The 21,546-nt window shown below is 51.7% G+C and carries 17 protein-coding genes; 12 read left to right on the forward strand and 5 right to left on the reverse strand.

The features are described 5' to 3' along the window. Positions 1-10 precede the first annotated feature (10 nt). The 6 genes from NNO02_RS09670 to yfaE all read left to right on the forward strand — a co-directional run bounded on the left by NNO02_RS09670 (position 11) and on the right by yfaE (position 8,565). A complete protein-coding gene (locus NNO02_RS09670) occupies positions 11-505 on the forward strand; it encodes a CS1 type fimbrial major subunit (protein WP_271440118.1) in 495 nt (164 codons plus the stop codon). Between the two features lie 79 nt (positions 506-584). Continuing rightward, a complete protein-coding gene (locus NNO02_RS09675) occupies positions 585-3,278 on the forward strand; it encodes a TcfC E-set like domain-containing protein (protein WP_271454669.1) in 2,694 nt (897 codons plus the stop codon). Then, the gene (locus NNO02_RS09680) at positions 3,275-4,381 is read left to right on the forward strand and encodes a CfaE/CblD family pilus tip adhesin (protein WP_271454670.1); all 1,107 of its coding nucleotides are present in this window, start codon (positions 3,275-3,277) and stop codon (positions 4,379-4,381) included. The genes NNO02_RS09675 and NNO02_RS09680 overlap by 4 nt, the downstream gene beginning before the upstream one ends. Positions 4,382-4,784: 403 nt before the next feature. Next, positions 4,785-7,070 (forward strand): class 1a ribonucleoside-diphosphate reductase subunit alpha, encoded by a 2,286-nt coding sequence (gene nrdA, locus NNO02_RS09685; RefSeq protein WP_271454671.1) that lies wholly within the window; start codon positions 4,785-4,787, stop codon positions 7,068-7,070. 110 nt (positions 7,071-7,180) lie between these two features. After that, the gene (nrdB, locus tag NNO02_RS09690) at positions 7,181-8,311 is read left to right on the forward strand and encodes a class Ia ribonucleoside-diphosphate reductase subunit beta (RefSeq protein WP_271454672.1); all 1,131 of its coding nucleotides are present in this window, start codon (positions 7,181-7,183) and stop codon (positions 8,309-8,311) included. Further along, positions 8,311-8,565, forward strand: a complete 255-nt coding sequence (gene yfaE / locus NNO02_RS09695; protein ID WP_115643144.1) for a ferredoxin-like diferric-tyrosyl radical cofactor maintenance protein YfaE — start codon at positions 8,311-8,313, stop codon at positions 8,563-8,565. Before nrdB ends, yfaE begins: the two co-directional genes overlap by 1 nt. Positions 8,566-8,568: 3 nt before the next feature. Here the strand turns inward: yfaE and NNO02_RS09700 are convergent, their stop codons facing one another. Then, a complete protein-coding gene (locus tag NNO02_RS09700; RefSeq protein ID WP_333908928.1) occupies positions 8,569-9,759 on the reverse strand; it encodes an MFS transporter in 1,191 nt (396 codons plus the stop codon). A 217-nt stretch (positions 9,760-9,976) separates the two neighbouring features. On the opposite strand from NNO02_RS09700, the gene NNO02_RS09705 reads away from it, so the two are divergent. After that, positions 9,977-10,855, forward strand: a complete 879-nt coding sequence (locus tag NNO02_RS09705) for a LysR family transcriptional regulator (RefSeq protein ID WP_271448516.1) — start codon at positions 9,977-9,979, stop codon at positions 10,853-10,855. 62 nt (positions 10,856-10,917) lie between these two features. Here NNO02_RS09705 and glpQ read toward each other — a convergent pair whose 3' ends face one another. Next, complete coding sequence (glpQ, locus tag NNO02_RS09710; protein ID WP_137384133.1) at positions 10,918-11,985, reverse strand: glycerophosphodiester phosphodiesterase; 1,068 nt, start codon at positions 11,983-11,985, stop codon at positions 10,918-10,920. Positions 11,986-11,988: 3 nt separating this feature from the next. Further along, a complete protein-coding gene (gene glpT, locus NNO02_RS09715) occupies positions 11,989-13,347 on the reverse strand; it encodes a glycerol-3-phosphate transporter (RefSeq protein WP_137384134.1) in 1,359 nt (452 codons plus the stop codon). 272 nt (positions 13,348-13,619) lie between these two features. Here glpT and glpA point away from each other — a divergent pair, with 272 nt between their 5' ends. From glpA to NNO02_RS09735, 4 genes are all read left to right on the forward strand, one after another. Further along, complete coding sequence (gene glpA, locus NNO02_RS09720) at positions 13,620-15,248, forward strand: anaerobic glycerol-3-phosphate dehydrogenase subunit A (protein ID WP_271454674.1); 1,629 nt, start codon at positions 13,620-13,622, stop codon at positions 15,246-15,248. Next, on the forward strand, positions 15,238-16,497 hold the full coding sequence (gene glpB, locus NNO02_RS09725) for a glycerol-3-phosphate dehydrogenase subunit GlpB (protein WP_271454675.1): 1,260 nt from the start codon (positions 15,238-15,240) through the stop codon (positions 16,495-16,497). The genes glpA and glpB overlap by 11 nt, the downstream gene beginning before the upstream one ends. Then, on the forward strand, positions 16,494-17,684 hold the full coding sequence (gene glpC, locus NNO02_RS09730) for an anaerobic glycerol-3-phosphate dehydrogenase subunit GlpC (protein WP_271440127.1): 1,191 nt from the start codon (positions 16,494-16,496) through the stop codon (positions 17,682-17,684). The genes glpB and glpC overlap by 4 nt, the downstream gene beginning before the upstream one ends. A gap of 185 nt (positions 17,685-17,869) precedes the next feature. After that, positions 17,870-18,811, forward strand: a complete 942-nt coding sequence (locus NNO02_RS09735) for an Rpn family recombination-promoting nuclease/putative transposase (protein WP_271454676.1) — start codon at positions 17,870-17,872, stop codon at positions 18,809-18,811. A gap of 38 nt (positions 18,812-18,849) precedes the next feature. On the opposite strand, the gene NNO02_RS09740 is transcribed toward NNO02_RS09735, so the two are convergent. Both NNO02_RS09740 and NNO02_RS09745 read right to left on the reverse strand, forming a co-directional pair. Beyond that, entirely contained in the window at positions 18,850-20,046 is a 1,197-nt protein-coding gene (locus tag NNO02_RS09740; RefSeq protein ID WP_271440128.1) for a nicotinamide mononucleotide deamidase-related protein YfaY, read from the reverse strand. A 79-nt stretch (positions 20,047-20,125) separates the two neighbouring features. Further along, on the reverse strand, positions 20,126-20,668 hold the full coding sequence (locus NNO02_RS09745; protein ID WP_048211092.1) for a YfaZ family protein: 543 nt from the start codon (positions 20,666-20,668) through the stop codon (positions 20,126-20,128). Positions 20,669-20,985: 317 nt separating this feature from the next. On the opposite strand from NNO02_RS09745, the gene nudI reads away from it, so the two are divergent. Beyond that, positions 20,986-21,411, forward strand: a complete 426-nt coding sequence (gene nudI, locus NNO02_RS09750) for a nucleoside triphosphatase NudI (RefSeq protein WP_271440129.1) — start codon at positions 20,986-20,988, stop codon at positions 21,409-21,411. Positions 21,412-21,546 lie beyond the last annotated feature (135 nt).

The following is a 21,546-nucleotide window of genomic DNA, read 5'->3' on the forward strand; positions in this document are numbered from 1 at the left end:
AAATAAATAGATGAAAGGTATGCTCTCCAAATCGTTAATTGCACTGGCAATGTTCTCCGTCATGGGCTCCGCAATGGCGGTGCAAAAAGATATTACCGTTACCGCGACCGTTGATGCCGCACTGGATATGACCCAATCTGACGGTTCCGCGCTGCCAAAAAACGTTGATATGCAGTACTTCCCTGGTACAGGTCTGGCTCCGGTCTCTCTGCAAACCAAAATTTGGGCAAACGACGTAACCACCGATGTAAAAATGCGCCTGGCAAATGACTTCAGCCTGGTCAATAATCTCGGCGGAGCCACCGTGCCAATGACCATTAAGTGGGGTGCCGACACAATCACCACCACAGATACCACGCTGACCGCGACTGACCTGTTCCCGAACGGCGACGACGCCATCCAGACCGGTTCTGTCGCCAAACCTCTGCTCATCTCTCAGGCAACCCAGGGCGTGCTGGCCACTGGCACCTATCAGGGCGTGCTGAGCATTTATCTGTATCAGTAATCGATGTAAATCATTAAGCATGATGAACCGAAGGGCCTCCTTCGGTTCATTTTTCAATACCAGGGACGGTGAATGAATAATGAAAAAATCAATTCTTGGGCTATTAATCTTTTCCATATTCAACACCACACAAGCCCGTACGAATAAAATCCCACCGGGTTTTGAAGCTATCGTATTAGGTCAACAGGAATATGTTGATGTTTATTTGGGTGGGCGTAACCTCGGGAAATTTTTCGCCACCGTTAACCTTGATACCGTAAAATTCAAAGAGCCACAAAAGCTCATCGCGGCAATGTCGTTAGGCGACGATCAAAACATCATTAAAACCGTCGACAGCAAACTACAGCACCCTCTGGCGCGTCACGGCGAATTGGCCTGCTCCGCTATTAATAACAGCGCGGGCTGCGGCTATCTGACCACCGATGATGTGGCGCTGATTTATAACGATGAGCAAAATACCGTAAACCTCTTTCTGAACAAGCAGTGGTATCCGGATGGCGGGAAACCCTCGCTTTATCTGACCCCCAGCAATGATGACAATGTGACTAACGCCTTCATTCATCAACAAGATCTTAATATCGCCGTTCAGGACGACTTCAAATCGGCCTACCTGCAAGGAACCGGTGCGCTGGGCGTGAGCGAAAAAAGCTACATTGGCGCTTACTGGAGCCTGAACGGTTACGAAAGCGACGGGGAAACCAATACTGACGCCGACATTAGCGAACTCTACTATCGCTATGATCTTTTAAGCCGCTTTTACGTTCAGGGCGGACGCATGGACAACCGCAGCCTGTTTAACCTCGACGGCGGCAACTTTAACTTCTATTTTCTGCCATTAAATACGCTGGATGGCGTGCGCGCAGGCTCCACGCTGAGCTATCTCAACCGCGATCAGGCTAATCAGGGGACACCAGTGAACGTCCTGCTTTCCCGCAGCTCCCGCGTAGATGCTTATCGCGATAATCAGTTACTTGGTTCGTTTTATCTGAATGGAGGCAACCAGTCCCTGGATACCTCCTCTTTCCCCTCGGGAAGCTATACCCTGCAGTTGAAAATTTATGAAAGCAATCAGCTCGCACGCACCGAGATCGTACCGTTTACCAAAACGGGCAACCTGAGCGACGGTCACATCCAGTGGTTTATTCAGGCAGGCAAGCTGGCGGATAGCACCTCCTCAACGGGAGATGAAAACACGAATGCCACTTCCGCGCAGGCCGGTATGCGTCTCCCGGTCACCGCGCAGAGCGAAATAATGCTCGGCGTTGCTTCAGTCGATAACAATTTCTCCAGTGAGATCAATGGCCGCATCACCCCTGCACTGGGCGCCTTCGGCAATCTGGATCTGCAAAGCGGTTTTTTTTATAACGACCAGGGTGGCCGCGGCAACATGCAGTTACTGAACTGGAATGCCGAAAACTGGCCATCTCTTAGCTTCTACCGTAAGGACACCAGCGGTGGACAGTGCTCCGGCGATCGTGACGCGGAAGATGACGATCTCAACTGCTTTGAAAGCATCAGCGCCGGCATCTCGCAGAACGTATATAGCTGGAACCTTGCGCTAAACTGGAACCGCACCCGCAACCATGCGGATTACCATACCCGGTGGGATAACAACAGCGACTTCGCCAGCAATTATCTTAGCCAGACCGACGCAAACACAACGTCCGATAGCGTTCAGCTTACCGCCACGCGCTCGTTTAACTTCACCAACTGGATCGTCAACACCAGTTTGGGCGTATTCACCCGTGACGATGGCGGCAGCAGCGGCAACGACCATGGCGGATATCTGATGTTCACCTTTAGTGAAATGCCGAGGATGGATGCCAACGCGCGCAGCCGCACCACCACGCTGAGCGCGGATTACCGTACCAGCAAAAATGCGGACGACCAGACTTCATGGAACCTTGCCCGGACCTGGTATGACGACAACGTCAACCACAAAGAAGTGGGCATCAGTCTTGGCGGTATCAACACCGACACGCTGGACAGCGGGATTAACGGACGCATTGACGGACTGTACGGCAACATGACCGCTAACCTGACCGACAGCTACGACCGACAGACCCGCGATCACTCAACGGCCTTTACCGGCAGCTACAGCTCCACGCTGGCTATCAGCCGTCATGGGGTACAAATTGGCCGTTCGGGCAACGGCGATCCCGCTGCCGCCGTGCTGGTGGCGGTGAAAAATGCCGACGAAGAGCCGACGGAACAGCTGTCCGTTGACGCGGCGGCAAACGGCAGCCGCGCCAGCCTGACGGGCAATGAATCGGTTCTGTTCCCCTATACCAGTTATGAGCTGGGCTACGTAGAGGTTAGCGACAGCGCGCGTAAGCACCAAAGCGGCACCACCAATTTGCTTACCGGCTCAGGAAAACAAAAGCTGATGTTATTGCCCGGCAAACTACGCTATCGCGAAGTATCCGCCACCTTTAACTACAACTATATCGGTCGTCTGAACCTACCGGAAGCCGCAAAGCATCTCCCGGTTATCGGCCTGAACAGTTCCATGTTGCTGTTAGCGGAAGATGGCGGTTTCACCCTGGAAATGCAGAGCGCATCGCGCGATCTGTATGTATTTGCCGGGCACGATTTCCTGAAATGCCCGCTGAAGGTGTTGAAAAAGCGCGCCAGCATTCGCTATGCCGGTGAGGTGACCTGCTCCGTCGTTCCTTATAACCAGTTGCCGCCGCAGATTCAGGTGCAGGCGCAACTGAAGCAGTCGCTGCGTAAACAGGCCATGGAAACCGCGCAAAGGGAGAGTGTGCAATGAAATTCACAAAATATTTAGGGCTATGCGCTCTTTTGATCGGCGTTTCTGGTTATTCGCAAGCGGCTGCAGTTTCCGGGCCCTTCTTTGCAGTCTCAACCTCGCAAGAGTATGAACTACCGTCGGGCGCCCCTGCCGATGCCTATCTCTGGAATCGCAATTATCCAGGGGAAGCAAGTTACGACGCGGGTTTTGCTGCATATTATTGCACTGATGACGCTATCCAGCAGACCTGTACACATCAGAGCAATGGTTCAACCATTTCAATGGTGTTGACGGAAAAACGCAGCCGGATGAAACACACGCTTAAAGTTAAGGCATACACTGAAGGCGCCCATTATAATCCGTCAACAGATACACTCACTGAGTGCGGTCCCAAAACAGCAATCAACTACTACAGTAGTTGGATGTGCGGGGGCATGAGGTCAAACACAAGGCTGCTCACTGTTTATATCGAAAAAAGCGAAATGAACTCCCTTCCCATTGGCGGCGTTTGGGAAGGACGGCTTAAGCTCGACTATGATGGGGTGAATGACGCGACCTACACCGCCGACATCACCCTGAAAGGCAAAGCCACCGGCAAACAGGATATCTACTTCCCGGAATTTAACGGCGCGAATCCGTTGGTGCAGTTAGACCTGCATCCCACCGGTTCCGTGACCGGCAATAGCTTTGCTGAAGACGTCACCACGCTGGATATGTGCCTGTACGATGGGTTTAACTCCAACAGCGACAGCATGACCTTGTCGTTCAGCGATGAGGGAAAAGGCGGCGCATCAAGGAAAAGCGGCTATTTCTCCATCTATAACACGGCGTCTGGCGGAACGGCCGAGGCTGAGCGCATCGATTACCGCCTGGAGATGTTCGATCCCCATAGCAAGGGCTGGATGTCAGTCAAAAATAGTGCTGCTTTCACCCTATCTTCAGGCGTAAACGGCACGGACCAGATTCGCCCGGTACGCCTTCCGTCGATTACCTATCCGGTACTCTGCGCCCCAGCGCCGCTGCGGTTGATCGTGGATAAATTCAGAGTGACGGATAAAACGGCCGGGTACTATAAAGGTACGTTGCACGTTGAGTTCAGCCCCAGCCTGAACAGTATTTAGCGACAGCCAACAAGCCGGGCGGCGGTGCCTCCCGGCGATGTATTGGGGCCTCGCCTCTGCGGAGGTTATGCCAGCAAACCCTGTGCCAGATCATAAGAACTTTCTTTGCCTTAGATGAAGAAATCAGCACTCGATCAAATTTTCTATTTTTTTTCTCAATTATTGACATCCCCGCCAGGCCTTATAAGACGCGCACTTAGCGATTCTTACCCTTTTGCAACCTCAATTTAACCTCAAAATCAACTCTTGTACTGAAAAGAATCCCTACTAGAATACTCACCATATAGCGTCTATTTTATCAAACAACCCCTACATATAGTATTTATCCACAGACTTAGTCACAACGTGGCACTGTGGATAATATGGGGGATATTTTTTCTTTCACGGACAGGTAAAAAACCACATGAATCAGAGTCTGCTGGTGACAAAGCGTGATGGTAGTACAGAGCGCATCAATCTCGACAAAATCCATCGAGTTCTGGATTGGGCGGCAGAAGGACTGAGTAACGTATCGATTTCACAGGTCGAGTTGCGCTCCCACATTCAGTTTTATGACGGTATCAAGACTTCCGATATCCATGAAACGATCATCAAAGCTGCTGCGGACCTGATCTCCCGCGACGCGCCGGATTATCAGTACCTGGCTGCTCGCCTGGCAATTTTCCACCTGCGTAAAAAAGCCTACGGTGAGTTTGAGCCGCCAAAACTGTTCGACCATGTCGTGAAAATGGTTGGAATGGGTAAATACGACAATCATCTGCTGGAAGACTACACGGAAGAAGAGTTCAAGCAGATGGACTCGTTCATCGTGCACGACCGTGATATGACCTTCTCTTATGCTGCGGTAAAGCAGTTAGAGGGCAAATATCTGGTACAAAACCGTGTGACCGGTGAGATTTATGAAAGCGCGCAGTTCCTCTACATTCTGGTCGCGGCCTGCCTGTTCTCTAACTATCCGCGTGAAACGCGTCTGCAATATGTAAAACGTTTCTACGATGCTGTTTCAACGTTCAAAATTTCGCTGCCGACACCAATTATGTCCGGCGTGCGCACCCCTACCCGTCAGTTCAGTTCCTGTGTACTGATCGAGTGTGGCGACAGCCTGGATTCGATTAACGCCACTTCCAGCGCGATTGTAAAATACGTTTCTCAACGTGCTGGCATTGGTATCAACGCGGGTCGCATTCGTGCGCTGGGTAGCCCGATTCGCGGCGGTGAAGCGTTCCACACCGGCTGTATCCCGTTCTACAAACACTTCCAGACAGCGGTGAAATCCTGCTCGCAGGGCGGTGTTCGTGGCGGTGCCGCTACGCTGTTCTACCCGATGTGGCATCTGGAAGTGGAAAGCCTGCTGGTGCTGAAAAACAATCGTGGCGTAGAAGGTAACCGCGTCCGTCATATGGACTACGGTGTGCAGATCAACAAGCTGATGTATACGCGCCTGCTGAAAGGCGGTGACATCACCCTGTTCAGCCCGTCCGATGTTCCGGGTCTGTACGACGCATTCTTCGCCGATCAGGACGAGTTTGAACGCCTGTACACAAAATATGAAAACGACGACAGCATCCGCAAACAGCGCGTGAAAGCAGTTGAGCTGTTCTCGCTGATGATGCAGGAACGTGCTTCTACTGGTCGTATCTACATTCAGAACGTTGACCACTGCAACACCCACAGCCCGTTTGATCCGGCTGTCGCACCGGTACGCCAGTCCAACCTGTGCCTGGAAATTGCACTGCCGACCAAACCGTTGACCGATGTGAACGACGAGAACGGTGAAATCGCACTGTGTACGTTATCCGCATTCAACCTTGGTGCTATCGACAGCCTGGATGAGCTGGAAGAACTGGCCGTACTGGCTGTGCGTGCTCTCGATGCGCTTCTGGATTACCAGGATTACCCAATTCCGGCCGCTAAACGTGGCGCCATGGGCCGTCGTACGCTGGGTATTGGCGTAATCAACTACGCCTACTGGCTGGCGAAAAACGGTAAGCGTTACTCTGACGGCAGCGCGAATAACCTGACCCACAAAACCTTTGAAGCCATTCAGTATTACCTGCTGAAAGCCTCTAACGAACTGGCAAAAGAGCAAGGCGCATGCCCGTGGTTCAACGAAACCACCTATGCACAGGGTATTTTGCCGATCGATACCTATAAGAAAGATCTGGATGCCATTGCCAGCGAGCCGTTGCACCTGGATTGGGAGCAACTGCGTGAGTCCATTAAGACCCACGGTCTGCGTAACTCCACGCTTTCTGCGCTGATGCCGTCGGAGACCTCTTCGCAGATCTCCAACGCCACTAACGGCATTGAACCGCCGCGCGGCTACGTGAGCATTAAAGCATCCAAAGATGGCATTCTGCGTCAGGTTGTGCCGGACTACGAACACCTGCACGACGCGTACGAACTGCTGTGGGAGATGCCGAACAATGACGGGTATCTGCAACTGGTAGGGATCATGCAGAAATTTATCGATCAGTCGATTTCTGCCAACACCAACTACGATCCGTCACGCTTCCCATCAGGAAAAGTGCCGATGCAGCAGTTACTGAAAGACCTGCTCACCGCCTACAAATTTGGTGTCAAAACGCTGTATTATCAGAACACCCGCGACGGTGCGGAAGATTCTCAGGACGATCTGGTGCCATCCATTCAGGATGATGGCTGCGAAAGCGGCGCATGTAAGATCTGATGAATGATGCCGGGTGGCGCTACGCTTACCCGGCCTACGATTGCACGGTTTGTAGGCCGGAAAGGTGCTTGCACCGCCTCCGGCGCACATCCCACAAAGGATTCACATCAATGGCATACACCACTTTTTCACAGACGAAAAATGACCAGCTTCTGGAACCGATGTTTTTCGGTCAGCCGGTGAACGTCGCCCGCTACGACCAGCAAAAATATGACATCTTTGAAAAACTGATCGAAAAGCAGCTCTCTTTCTTCTGGCGTCCGGAAGAAGTCGACGTTTCACGTGACCGCATTGACTTCCAGGCACTGCCGGAGCATGAAAAACATATTTTTATCAGCAACCTGAAATATCAGACGCTGCTGGACTCTATTCAGGGGCGTAGCCCGAACGTGGCACTTCTGCCGCTGATTTCTATCCCTGAGTTGGAAACCTGGGTGGAAACGTGGGCATTTTCCGAGACTATCCACTCCCGCTCTTATACCCATATCATCCGTAATATCGTTAACGATCCCGCGGTGGTGTTCGACGATATCGTCACCAACGAACAGATCCAGAAACGCGCGGAAGGTATTTCCAGCTACTACGATGAGTTGATCGAGATGACCAGCTACTGGCATCTGCTGGGCGAAGGCTCGCATACGGTCAATGGTAAAACGGTTGTCGTCAATCTGCGTGAACTGAAGAAAAAACTGTATCTGTGCCTGATGAGCGTTAACGCGCTGGAAGCTATTCGCTTCTACGTCAGCTTTGCCTGCTCTTTCGCTTTTGCGGAACGTGAACTGATGGAAGGCAATGCAAAAATCATTCGTCTGATTGCCCGTGATGAAGCCCTGCATCTGACCGGCACCCAGCATATGCTGAACCTGCTGCGCAGCGGTGTCGACGATCCAGAGATGGCCGAAATTGCCGAAGAGTGTAAACAAGAGTGCTATGACCTGTTTGTACAGGCCGCGCTGCAGGAAAAAGAGTGGGCAGATTATCTGTTCCGTGACGGTTCGATGATCGGTCTGAACAAAGATATCCTGTGCCAGTACGTTGAGTACATCACCAACATTCGTATGCAGGCTGTTGGCCTTGATCTGCCATTCCAGACACGCTCTAACCCGATTCCGTGGATCAACACCTGGCTGGTATCCGATAACGTCCAGGTTGCGCCGCAGGAAGTGGAAGTCAGCTCCTATCTGGTCGGCCAGATCGATTCCGAGGTTGATACCGACGATCTGAGTAACTTCCAGCTCTGATGGGCCGCGTTACTCTGCGCATCTCTGGCACACAGCTGCTGTGCCAGGATGAACATCCTTCCCTGCTCGCCGCGCTCGAATCGCACAACGTTGAAGTCGAGTATCAGTGCCGCGAAGGTTACTGCGGTTCCTGTCGTACCCGCCTGGTGGCGGGACAGGTTGACTGGATCGCAGAACCTCTGGCGTTTATTCAGCCGGGTGAGATATTGCCCTGCTGTTGCCGGGCAAACGGGGATATTGAGATTGAAATGTAGTGCTTAATGGACTTCATGCGCGGAGACCAATACCACACCTCCGCGTCTTTTCATCTGCATGATATACAACGCCCCGGCCAGCACCACCAGCAAAGCCCCGACCAGGTAAATCGCCCGATACCCCACGCCTTCAACCATCATCCCCATGATGAACGCACCAATCGCCATTCCCGCGTCCATTGCATTGAAAAACAGCGAATTGGCAACACCGATTTTGTGCGGCTCCACCGAGCTAATAATTTGTGTCTGAAACACAGGCGTCACTGAGCCATAGCCGATACCAATTAATCCACCGGCCAGAATCATCATCATACTCCCGTTGGTGTAACCCAGCGCCACCAACCCAACGGTGAAGGCCAGTAAGCACGGGTAAACCACGTATTTCGGCCCTTTTTTATCACAGATATTGCCGGTAAAAGTTCGGCAGACCATCAGGCAAATAGCGTAGCAAAGCAGGAAATTACTGGCAGCTGCCATCAAATCCAATTCGCGGGCATACAATGCAAGGAAGGCTGAAACACCCGCATAGGAAAAGGTCATAAAGAATGTCACCATCGCGAAAGGCAGCGCAGCGCGGTCAAACATGGCGGCAAAGCCCAGCTTCGGTTTAGATCCATCAGCGTGACGAATCACTGGCGGTACGGCGACAATCAGTGACAGCACAATCCCCAGCGCCGCCACGGCCGTGCACAGCCAGAATGCGGCGGTGTATGCTTCCCAGCGCGCCATGTTCAGCCCGACCCATGGCCCAACCACCATCGCCAATCCCATGGCTAACGAGAAAAAACTGATGCCCTCCCCACGTCGGGAGGCCGGTATCAACCGCGCGGAAATCGTTCCTTTTACCGTGGTTATAACGCCAAACGTTACACCATGAAGCACCCGAATCAGCAGGAGTGATTCAATTGAATGGCAAACCGGATACAGCGCAGTGACCACCAAAAAGGCCAGAGAAGAGAGCACCAGAATCGTTTTATTCGAATATTTTCCCACCCACTGCCCGGCAAAAGGACGAACAAGAATGGCTGCGCCCAAAAAGAACGTGACTAATAAACCGGCCTTATCAGGAGTCGCATGCAGGCGATCCGAAATATAGATCGGAAGCAGGGTCAGCAGGACATAAAAAACAAAAAAGATAATAAAGCTGATAATTGTTATTGCCCAAAAATCCTTCGTCCACAGTTTTTCTTTCATTTTCGACAACCTGTTCAGACGGCGCACGCAGGCAACGCTCAGCTCAACTGAACCACGGACAGGTGCGTCAAAATGTGATTTATACCCGTCATACTTCACGTTGCTTACGTGTTGGCGACGCCAATTATTTTGGGTACTGAATGTAGAAAGCAAGTATAAACAGGCCTATGCTATTAGAGAAATTAATCATTTTAATTATATTAATTAGAGATAACTAATGACGCTAACACAGATCCACGCCCTGCTTGCCGTGCTTGAGTACGGTGGTTTCACCGAAGCCAGCAAGCGGCTCTATATGACCCAATCGGCAGTGAGTCAGGCTATTTCAGCGCTTGAAGAAGAGCTGGGCATCGATATTTTAATCCGTGAGCGTCGAAAAGATATTCAGCTAACGCCAGCAGGTTCCCGGCTTATCCCACACCTTCGTGAGATTATCGTGCAAACGCACGCGGTCAAAGAGATTGCCGAGCAGGAGAAGCAAAACCCAATTCGTACCCTGCATATTGGCTGTTTTCCCAGTGCCTGCGCCTGCATTTTACCCGGCATCATCCGCTACTTTGAGCATCAGCACCCTACTATCAAAATCATACCCTACGAAGAGAACAGCAACGAGATAGTGGATTCACTCCGCAATGGGAGCATTGATGCAGGCTTTGTACACTTCCCGGTCAGCAATATGTATTGCGTACCTGTCATTCGTGACAGATTCACCGTAGTGGTCCCCGAAAGCCACCCGCTGGCAGCCAACACCACCGTTTCGCTGGAAGAACTGATGGGAGAACCGCTGATTATCAGTAAAGGCCGCTATGAATTAAGCATCATGACATTGTTTAAAGAAAAAGGGATTGAGCCAGTTATTAAATACGAATTTAACCATCCGGATACCGCAATGAGTTTTATTCGCCAAGGGCTGGGGATTGCATTATTACCGGAACTCACGCTGAAGGCAGTTGGCGGGGAAATTCGCTCTGTAGCGCTGGAGCCAACGTTTTATCGACAAATATCGTTATTGGCAAAAGAGCCGCCGGTAGACGGCAGCCCTTTATTTCTACTGCAGGCATATATGGAATCGTTGACTGCTGACGGCCTCATCTAGCAATCTACTCACGCTTCACAAATAAGGCCTGCGAGAATACGTTCATCGCAGGCCTTCTGCCGTTACTCTTTATGCAGGAATTTTACCGCTTTGTCGGGGAAGTCGGTGAACAGCCCATCAACGCCCGCCTTGTTGTACAACACGTCATACAGCTGGTTTACATCCGTTGCATAATCCGGCAGCTGATCGGCACGAACAGTATATGGATGCACCACCATCTTGTTCTGGTGCGCGTCCTGTACCATACCCGTTAATGAGATATTGCCCTTACTGGACTTCTCATCAACCAACATATGGTAGTCCGGCCCAATGCCATCCGCATACTCCGCCACCTGCTTCATGGCACCCGGTTTGAACATCCAGTCGTAGTTGTAATTTACCCAACTGCCGTCTGGTTTTTTCTCCTGAGTTTCATTCCAGTCAGTGTACGCAATCAACTGCACCAGATTGAGATCCATCCCCATCTTCGGTTCCAGTTCATTTTTGATGCGTTTTAACTCCGCAACATCAAAGCACTGCAGATAGACATTGTCTTGTTTACCGGTGTACCCGTACTTTTTCAGCACTTCCAGCGTCTTAGCGGCGATGTCCTTCCCTTCCTGGTGATGGAACCACGGCGCTTTCATTTCCGGGTAAATGCCGATGTTTTTGCCAGTTGAATGATTTAATCCCTGAACAAACTCAATTTCTTCTTCGAAAGTGTGCACACGGAAATCAGATTTACCCATCGGGAAACGCCCTGGATATGTCTGTACCTTTTTGCCATTTTCGATATCGAAACCTTCGGTAAATTTCAGCGATTTGATCTCATCCAGCGTAAAGTCGATGGCATAGTAACGCCCATCTTTACGCGCACGATCCGGGAAGCGCTCAGCAACATCGGTTACGCGGTCAAGATAGTGGTCATGCAGGACAACCAGGTGATCATCCTTGGTCATCACCAAATCCTGCTCCAGAAAATCCGCACCCTGAGCATAAGCCATCGCTTTCGCAGGCAGCGTGTGCTCGGGTAAATATCCGCTGGCACCACGGTGTGCAATGACAATTTTATCTGCGGCAACCGCCGCACTGCTAACAACCATACCTGCCAGCATCAGCGCTACGCTGAGACTTTTCAATGTGGTTTTCATCCATTAGCCCCCGTTACGCTTCAGCATCATTTCTGCATGATGGCGTTTTTCACCAATCATGACGACCACCAGCAGAATCACCGCCAGTACGCTACCGCCAATCATCACCATGAAGCCACCATCCCAGCCGAAGAAGTCAACGGTGTAACCTACAATGGCGCTCGCCGCTACAGAGCCGCCCAGGTAGCCGAACAGTCCAGTAAAGCCTGCCGCCGTCCCCGCCGCTTTTTTCGGTGCCAGTTCCAGCGCATGCAGACCGATCAACATGACCGGGCCGTAGATCAGGAAGCCGATGATAATCATACAAGCCATATCCACGTTCGGATTGCCTGCCGGGTTCATCCAGTAAACGACCGTCGCGATGGTGACCAGCGTCATAAAGAACACACCTGTGGCACCACGGTTACCGCGGAAGACTTTATCCGACATCCAGCCGCACAGCAGCGTACCTGGAATACCGGCATACTCGTACAGGAAGTAAGCCCAGGACGATTTATCCAGCGCAAAATGCTTCACTTCTTTCAGATAGGTCGGTGACCAGTCCAGGATACCGTAACGCAGCAGATAGACGAACACGTTGGCGATAGCGATATACCACAACAGTTTGTTCGGCAGTACGTATTGCATGAAGATCTGCTTCGCAGTCAGCTCTTCTTCCGCTTTTTCATTGTAATCATCCGGATAGTCGTTCTTGTACTCTTCGATAGGCGGCAGGCCACAGGACTGCGGCGTATCACGCATCATCGCAAAGGCGAACAGCGCAACGACTATCGCACCAAAGGCAGGCATGTACAGCGCAGCTTTCCAGTCGTTAAACCAGGCCATACCCAACAGGAACAGCAGCGGAGGCAGACCGCCACCGACGTTATGCGCACAGTTCCACACGGAAACGATGCCGCCACGCTCTTTCTGCGACCACCAGTGCACCATGGTACGGCCACACGGCGGCCACCCCATCCCCTGGAACCAACCGCAGAGGAACAGCAGCACAAACATGACTGCAATGCTGGATGTCGCCCACGGCACGAAGCCCATGAACAGCATCACCGCAGCAGCCAGAATCAGGCCCGCTGGCAGGAAAACGCGCGGATTCGAGCGATCCGAGACGGACCCCATGATGAATTTCGAAAATCCGTATGCAATGGAGATACCGGACAACGCAAAGCCCAGATCGCCACGAGAGAAACCCTGTTCAACCAGATACGGCATGGCCAGAGCAAAGTTCTTACGTACCAGATAGTACGCGGCATAACCGAAAAAAATCCCCAGGAAAATCTGCCAGCGCAATCGACGATAAGTCGGATCGATCTCCGCTGCAGCTAAACGCGCTTTGTGTGGCGCAGGTTTAAAAATACTCAACATATATAGTAGCCTCCGTGGCCGTCTTTCATTCGAAGGAAACACTGCAGATTGCCGTAACAACCCTACCGCTCCCAGTGTGGCCGCGATGTTAAGGAAACATTCAGGGCAATAATGTGAATTACAGCACAGATTGTTACACATTTATGACAAATGTTCATAAAAGCGCACGGAATCACGTTTCATTTTCGAATTATGAGCGATTATGCGCGAAATCAAACAATCCATGTTTTTTATGTGGCTAAATGATAAAAAACGAACTGTGAGGAAAAACAATGAAAACTCGCGACTCGCAAACAAGTGACGTGATAATCATTGGTGGAGGAGCAACAGGTGCAGGGATCGCACGCGACTGTGCCCTGCGCGGATTGCGCGTCATCTTAGTAGAACGCCACGATATCGCGACAGGCGCGACGGGCCGTAACCACGGTCTGCTGCACAGCGGAGCACGTTACGCTGTTACTGATGCTGAATCTGCCCGCGAATGCATTAGCGAAAACCAAATTCTGAAACGTATCGCCCGCCATTGTGTTGAGCCGACGGACGGTCTGTTTATTACGCTGCCAGAAGATGAACTCTCTTTCCAGACAACCTTTATTCGTGCCTGCGAAGACGCGGGCATCCGCGCAGAAGCGATTGATCCACAGCAGGCGCGTATTATCGAACCTTCGGTAAACCCGCAACTGATTGGCGCAGTGAAAGTACCAGACGGTACCGTTGATCCTTTCCGCTTAACCGCCGCCAGCATGCTGGATGCACGAGAGCACGGTGCGATTATCTTAACGGCCCATGAAGTGACGGGGCTGATTCGTGAAGGTGCGACCGTGTGCGGGGTGAACGTACGCAACCATCTGACGGGCGAGATGCAGTCTCTGCATGCACCGGTGGTTGTTAATGCCGCCGGGATCTGGGGTCAGCGCATTGCAGAATATGCGGATCTGAGCATCCGTATGTTCCCGGCGAAAGGTTCTCTGTTGATCATGGACCATCGCATAAACCAGCATGTTATCAACCGCTGCCGTAAGCCATCTGACGCCGATATTCTGGTCCCTGGCGATACCATTTCGCTGATCGGTACAACCTCACAGCACATTGATTACGACGATATCGACAGCAACCGCGTCACCGCAGAAGAGGTGGATATTCTGCTGCGTGAAGGTGAGAAGTTGGCGCCAATTATGGCGAAAACTCGCATCCTGCGTGCTTACTCCGGTGTGCGTCCGCTGGTGGCCAGCGACGACGATCCGACCGGCCGTAACGTCAGCCGCGGTATTGTGTTATTCGATCACGCCACGCGCGACGGACTGGACGGATTTATCACCATTACCGGTGGCAAACTGATGACCTACCGCCTGATGGCGGAATGGGCCACCGACGCAGTGTGCCGAAAACTGGGCAATTCTCGCCCTTGTACGACCGCAGAGACAGCACTGCCAGGCTCGCAGGAATCGACCGAACACACGCTTAAACGCGTTATCTCTTTGCCAGCACCACTGCGCGGCTCAGCGGTCTACCGCCATGGCGACCGCACCCCGGCATGGCTTAGCGAAGGCCGTCAACACCGCAGCCTGGTCTGTGAATGTGAAGCCGTCACCGCAGGCGAAGTGCAATATGCCGTTGAAAATTTAACCGTCAACAGTTTGCTCGACTTACGTCGTCGCACCCGCGTCGGGATGGGGACGTGTCAGGGCGAATTGTGTGCCTGCCGCGCCGCAGGTTTGCTACAACGTTTTAATGTCACTACCGCCGCACAATCTATCACCCAGCTTTCTGAATTCCTCAACGAACGCTGGAAAGGCGTGCAGCCTATCGCGTGGGGAGATGCACTGCGCGAAAGCGAATTCACCCGCTGGGTTTATCAGGGGTTATGCGGTCTGGAAAAGGAGCACCAGGATGAAATTTGATACCGTCATTATCGGCGGCGGTCTCGCCGGGCTGATGTGTGGCCTACAACTGCAAAAAAGCGGGTTGCGCTGCACGATTGTTACCCGCGGCCAAAGCGCTCTGCACTTTTCCTCCGGTTCACTGGATTTGCTCAGCAATCTGCCAGATGGTCAACCGGTAACCGACATTGAAGCGGGGCTGAATGCACTGCGTACTCAAGCTCCGGGTCATCCTTATAGCACCATCGGAACGCAGACCGTACTGGCGCTGGCGCAGCAGGCGCAGAATCTGTTGGAAGAGTGCGGAACACATTTGCACGGTAAGGTTCATCAGGCTCATCAACGTGTAACACCGTTGGGAACCCTGCGTTCAACCTGGCTTAGTTCGGCGGAAGTGCCGGTCTGGCCGTTATCAGCACAACGCATCTGTGTGGTGGGAATTAGCGGCTTACTGGATTTCCAGGCGCACCTGGCCGCGGCCTCACTGCGCCAGCGTAACCTCAGCGTCGACACGGCTGAAATCGATTTGCCAGAACTGGATGTCCTGCGTGATAACCCAACCGAGTTTCGTGCCGTCAACATTGCACGTCTGTTAGATAACGAAGATAAATGGTCGCTGCTCTATGACGCCCTGCTGCCAATCGCAAAAACCTGCGACATGATAATTATGCCAGCCTGTTTCGGTCTGGCTGACGATCGGCTCTGGAAGTGGCTCAACGACCGCCTGCCCTGCTCACTGATGTTATTACCCACTTTACCGCCATCAGTGTTGGGCATGCGCCTGCATAACAAATTGCAGCGCCAATTTGTACGCCAGGGTGGGGTGTGGATGCCTGGCGATGAAGTGAAAAAAATCACCTGTCAGGATGGTGTTGTCAGCGAAATCTGGACCCGCAACCATGCCGATATTCCATTGCGTCCACGCTTCGCCGTGCTCGCCAGCGGTAGCTTCTTTAGCAGCGGGCTGGTTGCCACACGTGAGGCCGTTCATGAGCCGATTCTCGGTCTGGATGTACAACAAACCGCCACACGCGCGCAATGGTATCAGCGTGACGTTTTTGATCCGCAGCCGTGGCAACAGTTTGGCGTAACCACCGATGCTGAACTGCGTCCATCGCTTGCAGGAAAAACAGTAGAGAATATGTTTGCCATCGGATCGGTACTTGGCGGTTTTGACCCTATCGCCCAGGGTTGTGGAGGCGGAGTGTGCGCAGTGAGCGCTTTACACGCCGCTCATCATATTGCGAAACGTGCAGGAGGCCAGCAATGAGCGACACACGTTTTGAAAGTTGTATCAAATGCACAGTGTGCACCACAGCCTGCCCGGTAAGCCGTGTCAACCCTGGTTACCCTGGCCCTAAACAAGCCGGCCCTGACGGTGAACGTCTGCGTTTGAAAGATGGCGCGTTATACGACGATGCGCTGAAATATTGCATCAACTGCAAACGCTGTGAAGTGGCCTGCCCTTCGGATGTCAAAATTGGCGATATCATTCAACGCGCTCGTGCCAAATACGACACGACGCGTCCATCGATACGTAACTTTGTCTTAAGCCATACCGATTTGATGGGCAGTGTTTCTACGCCGTTCGCACCCATCGTGAACACCGCTACATCATTGAAACCGGTGCGCCAGCTTCTTGATTATGCACTAAAAATCGATCATCGCCGTACGCTGCCGAAGTACTCATTCGGTACCTTCCGTCGCTGGTATCGCAGCATAGCCGCGCAACAGGCGCAGTATCAGGATCAGGTCGCGTTTTTCCACGGTTGTTTTGTGAACTACAACCATCCGCAACTCGGTAAAGATCTGATAAAAGTGCTGAATGCGATGGGTACCGGCGTACAACTGCTGAGTAAAGAGAAATGCTGTGGTGTACCACTGATCGCCAACGGTTTCACCGATAAAGCACGTAAGCAGGCGGTAAGTAATGTGGCTTCACTGCGAGAAGCGATTGACGGAAAAGGCATCCCGGTTATTGCCACCTCTTCAACCTGTACCTTTGCGCTACGCGATGAATACCCTGAAGTGCTGGATGTCGACAACTCAGGTCTGCGCGAACATATTGAACTGGCTACACGCTGGCTGTGGCGCAAGCTGGACGAAGGGAAAACGTTGCCGCTGAAAACGTTGCCGCTAAAAGTGGTCTATCACACACCCTGTCATATGGAGAAAATGGGCTGGACACTCTATACGCTGGAACTGCTGCGACAAATTCCCGGACTTGAACTGACTGTGCTGGATTCACAGTGCTGCGGGATCGCCGGAACTTACGGATTCAAAAAAGAAAACTATCCGACGTCACAGTCAATCGGCGCACCGTTATTCCGCCAGATTGAAGAAAGCGGCGCGGATATCGTCGTGACCGACTGCGAAACGTGTAAATGGCAGATTGAGATGTCAACAAGTCTTCGCTGCGAACACCCTATCACCCTGCTTGCCAAAGCGTTGGGTTAAACCTGTTGCCCGGTGTCATTTGCTACCGGGCATTTTTTTGCGTAGCCCGTTCCGCTTAATTGAATACGTTGCAGTCGGGCGTATTTATCTCTGATTCACCCACGCAAAGACCCCATTTTCCGCATGCAGCGCATATTAAAAGTGGATACCGTCACGCCATCTTCTCTTTCCGGTGACGGACTACCATGGCTAAATCCACTACATCTACACCGCATGATGCCGTTTTTAAAAAGATAATGTCTTACCCTGAGATGGCTCAGGATTATCTGGATATACATCTTCCCACCGCATTACGTGAGATATGCGATTTAAAAACGCTGAAGCTGGAGTCCACCAGTTTTATCGAACAAGATCTCCGCGCATACTACTCTGACGTAGTGTGGTCGTTAGAAACCCGCGAAGGCCAGGGCTATATCTATTGTGTTATTGAACATCAGAGTACGGCGGTACAGCACATGGCATTTCGCCTGATGCGTTATGCCACTGCTGCGATGCAGTATCATCTTGATGCCGGGAATAAAACGCTGCCGCTGGTAATCCCCATGTTGTTTTATCACGGTCAACAAAGTCCTTATCCCTGGTCACTCAACTGGCTGGATGAATTTGACAATCCACAGCTGGCACGACAGCTTTATTCAGAAGCCTTTCCGCTGGTCGACATTACCGTGATACCTGACGATGAAATCGCACAGCATCGGCGTGTTGCACTGCTAGAGTTGATGCAAAAACATATCCGCGATCGCGATTTGATGGGATTAGTGGACCGCCTGGTCTCGCTATTAGTTACAAGCACCGCTAATGACAGCCAGCTACAAACGCTATTTAATTACCTGCTACGGTACGGTGACGTTTCTCACGTCAGCGAATTTATCCATGAAGTTGCCGAACGTTCCCCCCGCCACAAGGAGAGGTTGATGACAATCGCAGAGAGGCTAAAACAAGAAGGTCACCACAATGGGCTACAACAAGGGATACAACAAGGGATACAACAAGGATTAGCGCAAGGAGTACAGAAAGGTACGCAAGAAGAAGCCTTACGTATCGCGCGCATGATGCTGGTAAATGGAATTGATCGTGATTTGGTTCGGTTAATTACTGGGCTATTGCCTGACGATGTCACAGAATGAGTCAGATCGGGAAGGTTTTTAGCCTTCCCAATCAATCATTAAATCGTGAGCGATTCAACCACTTCTATCCAGCCGTGTTCCCCGGCAATATCCTGACCATTTAGCCAACGCCGCAGCATATTAAGCGCCATCATTGCGCAAACTTCCTGACGAATAGCCAAACTGTAGCGATTTGCATTGAGTCGCACCCGCAAGGCATGCGTACCGTCAGGTGTTGCCAGTGCGAAGTTAATATGTTCGTTTTCGAAACCCGATACCGCCAGCGCCAGTTCGGCATAATGGTTGCCGCGTCGTTCGGTTATCCAGTGCGCCGTTTGTGCCAACGTTTCTTCCTGAGATGGCACCACCTCGCTCGCTAACAGCGGGGCACTGGCGCGAGACAGCTGCAGAGCAATTAAGCCTCCGGTAAATTGCTCGCTCAGCGTCAGACTGTACTGGCGCTCCTGGAGCTTACGGGTAATTTGCGCAGGTAACCCTTCGGTACCTTCAAAAATCATGTTCTGGCCGGCAACGCGTTTCACCTCTGGCCATAGCGCCAGCATCGCTTCACGTTGGGAATCGGGCCCGGTTAACTTCAGCTCGATAATCGGCATCGACGAGCGATACCCCATTGTCACCCCGGGTGGTAAAACCAGAGAGTCCAGGCTCTGCGCCAGATCGCTTTCAGAACGACCAAAAGTCGTTAAGCGCAGGCATAGCGGGGGCTGAGAAAGAGAAAAACGCTCACGCAGGCGCGGCAGGATCTCATGTTCAACCATAACTTTAAATTCTGACGGCACACCCGGCGTAAAAAACATCAGGCAGCGATTAAGCTTCACGGCGAACCCGCAGGCCGTTCCGACCGGATTATTAATAAACTCCGCGCTGGCCGGAAGTTCAGCCTGTTTGCGATTGCTCGGTGCCATCACACGTCCCCGCTCACGGAAAAAACGCGTCATTTCGGCCAGCCACGCTTCATGCAGAACCAGCCCTTCACCTTTTGCGGTTGCCGCCGCCAGTGCGCTCAAATCATCGCTAGTCGGCCCTAAGCCACCATTGACGATCAGCACATCAGCATGTTCGCTACGCTCACGCAGAATAGCGACCAAATCATTCAGATTGTCGCCTACCGTATTGCGGCGTGTTAACGGTAATCCCTGATTAAAGAAAAAATCGGCCAGCCAGGCGGCATTGGTGTCGACGATTTGTCCGTGCAACACTTCATCCCCGGTGGATAGCATCTCCACGTTTAACATCGTGTTCTCCTGCTTTTATGATGAAAACACTATAACGCAAGGAGGGGGGAAGGCGCGACTGAACGCCGCGCCTGGTAGATTAGAAACTGGCGTTAACCCCGATGTATGGGCCGTCAGCAATCGCGTTATCGCGGTTGCCATCTTTACCCGCCAGATTCAGGTAACGGTAACCTGCTTCAATGCTCAGCGGACGCATAATCGTCAGGCGCGCACCAGCATTTGCTTCTTCGTAGCTGTCGATCCCGCTGGAGAGTGAGTCCGGGGAGTAGTAGTATTCGCCAAACAGACGGAAACTGTCGCCAATCGGCCACTGTAAACCACCACCGACAGCTGCCGCGTAGCCTTCATCACCGTCTTTCGGGTTGGTATAGATACCTTTCCCACCGACTGTTGCCAGCAACGGACCCAGAGGGATATTCAGACCAAGGCCAAGCCCTGCAACATCACCGTCGTCATCGTTATGCATCCAGTTGCCGCTAACAGCCAGTCCGGTGGACTCAGTACCCATACCAAAACCGAGGTTAGTGTAATCTTCGCCAGCCTGACCGCTAATGCTAATCGCATTCGCCGACGCAGAAACAAACAGCATTCCGGCAAAACCCAGTAATAAACTTTTTTTCATTTTCTATCCTTTCCAGCAAGAATCAAAACATAGCCCCAAAACCGCTGGATTGTACTGCCAGATAGCGAGGAATCAATGAGCTAAAAAAGCGATGCAATGACATATTGTAACTAAATACTACCCGCAATGTTTCAGTAAGGTTAAGTTCTTACCTGAAATTGACGATGAAAGGCACCTGATTGCCGTTTTCAACAGACAACCTTCTTTTCCCCGGCAAAGCAGGCTTAAACAGCAATGAAGCGTTTTTTCTGTCGCCTGCAAAAGGTAAGATATGTTAACGATGGACTCCTTCGCCCTCCCCTACAAGGAACAGACTTATGCGTCAAAGAACGATTGTTTGCCCACTCATTCAAAATGAAGGCTGTTATTTACTGTGCAAAATGGCCGACGATCGCGGCGTTTTCCCTGGTCAGTGGGCGTTGTCTGGCGGCGGCGTTGAGCCAGGAGAGCGTATCGAAGAAGCCTTACGTCGGGAAATCAGGGAAGAACTGGGAGAACACCTCGAGTTATCGCAGATTACCCCCTGGACCTTCAGTGACGATATTCGAACCAAAACCTATGCTGATGGTAGCCAGGAAGAGATTTACATGATTTATCTCATCTTCGATTGTGTTTCCGCTAACCGTGAAGTGAAGATTAACGAAGAGTTCCAGGACTTCGCCTGGGTTAAACCGGAAGATCTCGCCCAATACGATTTAAACATCGCCACACGTAAAACGTTAACATTGAAAGGGTTATTGTAAGCTTAAATGGTGATAGCAGTAGGATATTGATCCTTCAGATCATGGCATTGCACTCATCATTCAGCAGCAGGGCTGCAATGCCATAGCCACGACAAAACACGCGTAAAAATCATTTATTTTCAGACAAATAAAATA

Origin of the sequence: Citrobacter sp. Awk 2, assembly GCF_028069815.1 — a bacterium.
Taxonomy (GTDB): domain Bacteria; phylum Pseudomonadota; class Gammaproteobacteria; order Enterobacterales; family Enterobacteriaceae; genus Citrobacter.